Below are 4,986 nucleotides of genomic sequence, written 5' to 3'. Positions count from 1 at the left end.
TGACTGTCAGATAAAGTCTAAACTTTTACATTTTATTTTATATCTTCTCCATCGTGATAATCAAATAAGGATGGCATATCATAGTGTTTTTGAAGTTTTAGTTTTATCTCTTCTTTCTCTAGTTCTTTTGGATTAGATGGAATTATAAATGCCTTCTTTAGTTTTTCCCAATCCTTATCTCTAAGTGTAACTATTTTTCCAAGATATATACTTACATAACAATCATTAATTTTAGTAGGCTGAGTAGATTCCAATTTCTTTTTTGTTATTTCTACATACTTGGGATCTATGTCAATAGCAATGTATTTTCTTCCTAATCTCTTTGCAGCTATCGCTGTTGTTCCAGTTCCAACAAATGGATCAAAGATTATATCTTCTTCATCAGTAGTCATTAGAATCAATCTTTCCAATAATGGAATTGGCAACTGGCAAGGATGTTCATCCCTCCTTTTTTTATGTCTTATCCTATGAATATCTGTCCAAACATCCGAAATTAGTGGGCCATATGGATGCATTTGGTTCTTTTTCCCACCATAGTCCTGTAAAACAATGCCACATTTTCTACATCTGTGATGGCGCCCCCGGATATCATAGAACTTGAAGCCTTTTGGCTGTTTGGTGTACCACAAAATACCATAATGGTTTGGCAATAACGTTTTTCCCAACGGCGCACCCATCGCATTCCATGCTATCCAATGTCTGAAATAAGCAATTTCGTTAAGATATGACGCAAAATACGTGAGCCATCTTGGAATGTTGTGGACAAATATTGAACCTGTTGGTTTGGTAATTCTAACCATTTCCTTTAACCACAACTTACACCATTCAATATATTCATCTATATCCTTTTTATCATAATAACTATTATACTTCTTCCCTAAATTAAACGGCGGATCAGCGAAAGTCATATCAACAGAATTATCTGGAATTTGTCGCAGTATTTCTATTACATCTCCTTGTATTACTTTGTTGATAAATTTGTTTAAATTTTTAAATTCCATATTTCCACCGCCTTCTTTGCAAATTCTTTTTGACGTTCTTCTATTTTAGAAGGACTCCAGACATCATAATCTGCAATATTTTTAGTTATTATCAATTCAGACTCTTTGTAAATAGCTTTTTTCCCTTCAAACGGGCCATTTCCTATATCACTGTTCATTTTTTTGTCTAAGAGGGTAAGGTTTCCAATTCTACGGTAATAAGTTTTGTGCAGACTTTCATCAAAATCCGGCCAATCTGTATGTAAATCTATTGGACTTTCTGGAAGTATATGTTCAAGATTCACTTTTTCTGGATTCTTAATAGGCGCCAACTCCAGAGTAGTTCTATATTCTTGTTCTATTTTCCTTAAATAATAACGAGCAATATAAGATTTAGAAACTGTAGCTATTTCGAAAGCTTTTTGAAATTGTTCATCTGGAGGTATTAGATCTATTGCCGAATTTAATAGTTCTTTTGCATTGCTTATTCTTCCCTCATTAATAAGTTTAGCCTGTTTTGAAAATTCCCTCTCAATGGTACCTGAACCAATCATACCAGTTATGAGATTTCTAACCGACCAGGATACTATAAGCTTTAAAGCTTTTTTCACCTCTTCAGGTCTTTCTTTCCATATTTCAAGTATTGCAATTAAGAAAGGCCTATTTTGAGTTAACCTTAATTCTAATAATTCTTCTATATATTCCGAGCATTCTGGAGGAAAATTACTCCAAAAGGGATGATTTGGATTTAAGATTGCTAGATAAATTTCGGAAGTTTTCTCCAAATTACTAAGAAATGTAATAACATGATTTTTATTTCTCATTTTTTCTTTTATATTTTTATAAAGTTCTTTTTCACGAGTTAGACCATATTTTGAAGACCAGTAGTACCTCATGTAATTTAAAATTTCTTCTTCATTTATTCCTGACTCAATAGCACCAGTAAACCTGGTCCATTTATCCTGAGCTTCAGATATTCTATCAGAAGCCTTGTTGAATAAATAATTTTTGATTAAGTCAGTTTGTGATAAAACTAACCCCCTATCATTTAGTGTTTCAAAGACTGTAAAGGCATTTACATCATCAGAGACAGTAACAATTATTACCAAAAGCTTATCTTTTATGAAATCAACAAGGTCTAAAATTCCATTCAAACCTTCACTATTGTACCTATTCTCAATAAAACTTCTCAAAAACCTATATGCTTCTATTAACCTTTCATGAGAAGCTCTAATAGGTTCAATCTTTTCACTTTCTATCAAGGCTCTACTATAGAAGTCGTTATCTATATTATTCAACATTAACCTTTGTTTTCTTTCTTCTTCTCTATAACTTTCTTTTACAAGAAATTCATTTTCGATAGCATCAGCTTTTTTAGTTTCTCCTATTTCCTTAAGAAAATCCCGAATAGTAATAAAAAATAAACTTATTGTAACTAACCTTTGCTGTCCATCTACAATTTCTAAATAGTCTCTTTTGTCTGTTACTACTATTGTTCCTATAAAGTATTCATTAGGATAGAAATTAGTAATGTCATCAAACAATTCCTTAACATTTTCCTTTTGCCAAGCGAATGACCTTTGATAAAGAGGAACCTTCAAAAATTTATCGGATAAGAAATGACCTATCCCGTCACGGTTAAAATCTATTTTCGGCATCTTCTTTCGCCCCCATTATATGCATTGACAATTTCTTAAACCGTTCTATTTCTTCTTCATGGAAAGTAAATACATCATCATAGGAGGAAACCATTCTTTTTAAATCTTTCTTTCGAACATACCATCCTATACCATCAACGAATCCAATAAATAGGGCATTGGGATAATATTTCTTTATTAAGTCATTTACAGACACCTCTGTCTTTGATTTATCTCCTTGTCCGGAAGACGTTGTAACTAAGTAAGAACATTCGATAATAAGTAGTGGCTCGTCTTTTGATGGGATTATAAAATCCATAGTTCTTTTTCTAATTTCTTCCTCTTCAACGAGTTTTGGGAGATCTCCTTTTTCAAAAGGTATTTTCATTTCTTTGAGTAATTTTGCTAGGTATGTTTCGGGATTCCTTTCAGTTTTCCCACTATAAGAGCCCTTTTCCTTATACCTTATAAGTGTGTCAATCATTGCTTCAATCTTAAAACTCAACTTTTCAATGCTAAGCTTTTTGAGTTCAAACAAGGGTAAAGCTCTTGATATTATTGGAACACTTGCTCCCTCAAAAAACAAGTTAACGATCCCTCTTGCAAAATATTCGTTTTGCTTGATAAGTTTTGCAATTCGTGAATCTCCCCATTCTGATATTTCGCCTTCCATTTCACCTTCCATAGGTTTTGCCCACTTATCCTTAAATATTAATTTATTCAGCTCAGGATCATCAATCACACGAATAAATGTAATTAACCGTTTGAAGTATTCATTAGAAAAACCGGTTAGAGCTAACAAAGCTCTCAATCCATTTTCTTTATTACGGATTATATCTACCAAAATTTCCTTTTTTAATCCTTCAGTCTCAATTCTATTTTTTAATATAAGCAAAACTTCTTTAAGTGAATTAAGATACCCTTCATAAGCCTCTTCAAAATCTCTGTCATAAAAGTAAAAGGTATTCTTCTCAATTACGGTGCGATATTTTTCTTCGAGCGATGGAAAAGTCATTTTTATCCCTCCTTCCTGAATATCAACACAAATTCTTCATGCATGGTGTTTCTTATTCCTTTTATCGGTTTTCTTATTTCTCTGACCAAATTTAGTCCATGCGAGTTGCCAAATTCTTTAATTTTATTTTCAAGTCTTATCCCTCCTGTTTGTATATCGTTTGAACCAATTATTATCACAGCATACTTTCCTACCTTCAGAACTCTTGAAATCTCTGACATAACCCTGTTCATGTCCTTAAAATATTTTTGTAATTTTTCTTTCCTACCTCTACCGCTTAGCCCAATCATCTCATTTTTTAATTTATCAACATCAAACCCCAAATATTCTAATTGTGGTCTATCATTTTCAGCATAATCTATTGCGAAAGAATAAGGTGGAGATGTTATTACACCGTCCACAGAGCCATCCTTTATTATCGATAAATCCCGTGCATCTCCAAATTCTATTTTCCCTTTGCCTAATTTAAGATCTAGTTCCTTGAAAATAGAAATAAGACTTTTAACCTGTTTAATATACCTACTTAACACTTGAGGAAATAGTTGCTCTATACTTTTTGTAGTTCTACGTGCATATCCCATGGCATCTAAAAAAGCTAATAAAGATAGTCTCTTTATTTTATTTTCTTCGTCCTCAGCAAAAAGCAATTCATTTTTAACCTGTTTTGTTGTTAAAAACTCATTCAGTATTTCTTTTGGATCTCTTAATAATTCATCCAACAAGTCTAATCTTAAACTTAACGATTCTAGTTTTACTTTCGCCATAAAACATGCAAATGGATTTTTATCTACACCTATGGAGTTAATCCCGATTAACGCTGCTTCAACATTCAATGTACCACTTCCACACATTGGGTCTAATACAATGTCCCCCTCTTTAATGCCTAATATATTCATCAAAGCCTTAATCATTTGAGGATGAAACTTTCCTCTGTATGGAAATAATCTGTGAGTGGCATATCCAGTTGAATATACTCCATTCATAAAATAGGATATCGTGGATTTTGAGCGATTCTCAAACAGTGCTTTACTTGTTCCCCTACATATCTTAGAATGAATTGTCTCTCTTCCATCTATAGACTTAAAATAAGCACCTCTCTTTATTAATTCTCTTTTTGAGAGTATTTTTGATTCGTAATAAGCAAATTCCAATTCAAAAATTTCTGTGACACTGGGTAATAACTCAAAACCACTAGGGAACAATATCTCGGATATACTCGGCAGATTTAGAGCTAAAAGGTCATTAATATTCCTCAGCATTTTTACTTCTTTTAGATTAATCTTTAAACTTTTGGTATCCATCTTTCTTTACTTCCTTCATAAAATATTTTTCTAACCACTCTTCAATGAGTTCT

At 32.4% G+C, this 4,986-nt stretch carries 4 protein-coding genes; all 4 read right to left on the bottom strand.

Annotation, left to right across the window (positions count from 1 at the left end; translation table 11 throughout):
- Positions 1-32 precede the first annotated feature (32 nt).
- From TH606_RS11025 to TH606_RS11010, 4 genes are read right to left on the bottom strand one after another with little or no spacing between them, the layout of a single operon-like run.
- Positions 33-1,001 (bottom strand): DNA-methyltransferase, encoded by a 969-nt coding sequence (locus TH606_RS11025; RefSeq protein WP_068544033.1) that lies wholly within the window; start codon positions 999-1,001, stop codon positions 33-35.
- Positions 983-2,638 (bottom strand): DUF262 domain-containing protein, encoded by a 1,656-nt coding sequence (locus tag TH606_RS11020; RefSeq protein WP_068544031.1) that lies wholly within the window; start codon positions 2,636-2,638, stop codon positions 983-985. Before TH606_RS11020 ends, TH606_RS11025 begins: the two co-directional genes overlap by 19 nt.
- Positions 2,619-3,632 carry a DpnII family type II restriction endonuclease gene (locus tag TH606_RS11590; protein ID WP_157627923.1) on the bottom strand — a complete coding sequence of 338 codons (1,014 nt, stop codon included), beginning with the start codon at positions 3,630-3,632 and terminating at the stop codon, positions 2,619-2,621. The genes TH606_RS11020 and TH606_RS11590 overlap by 20 nt, the downstream gene beginning before the upstream one ends.
- A gap of 2 nt (positions 3,633-3,634) precedes the next feature.
- Positions 3,635-4,933: a TRM11 family SAM-dependent methyltransferase gene (locus TH606_RS11010; RefSeq protein WP_068544029.1), complete on the bottom strand. Its 1,299-nt coding sequence runs from the start codon at positions 4,931-4,933 to the stop codon at positions 3,635-3,637.
- Positions 4,934-4,986 lie beyond the last annotated feature (53 nt).

The organism is Thermodesulfatator autotrophicus, from assembly GCF_001642325.1.
GTDB classification, from domain to species: Bacteria; Desulfobacterota; Thermodesulfobacteria; order Thermodesulfobacteriales; family Thermodesulfatatoraceae; genus Thermodesulfatator; species Thermodesulfatator autotrophicus.
The sequence above is the reverse complement of the archived record's forward strand: the minus strand, read 5'-3'. Positions and strand labels throughout refer to the sequence as shown.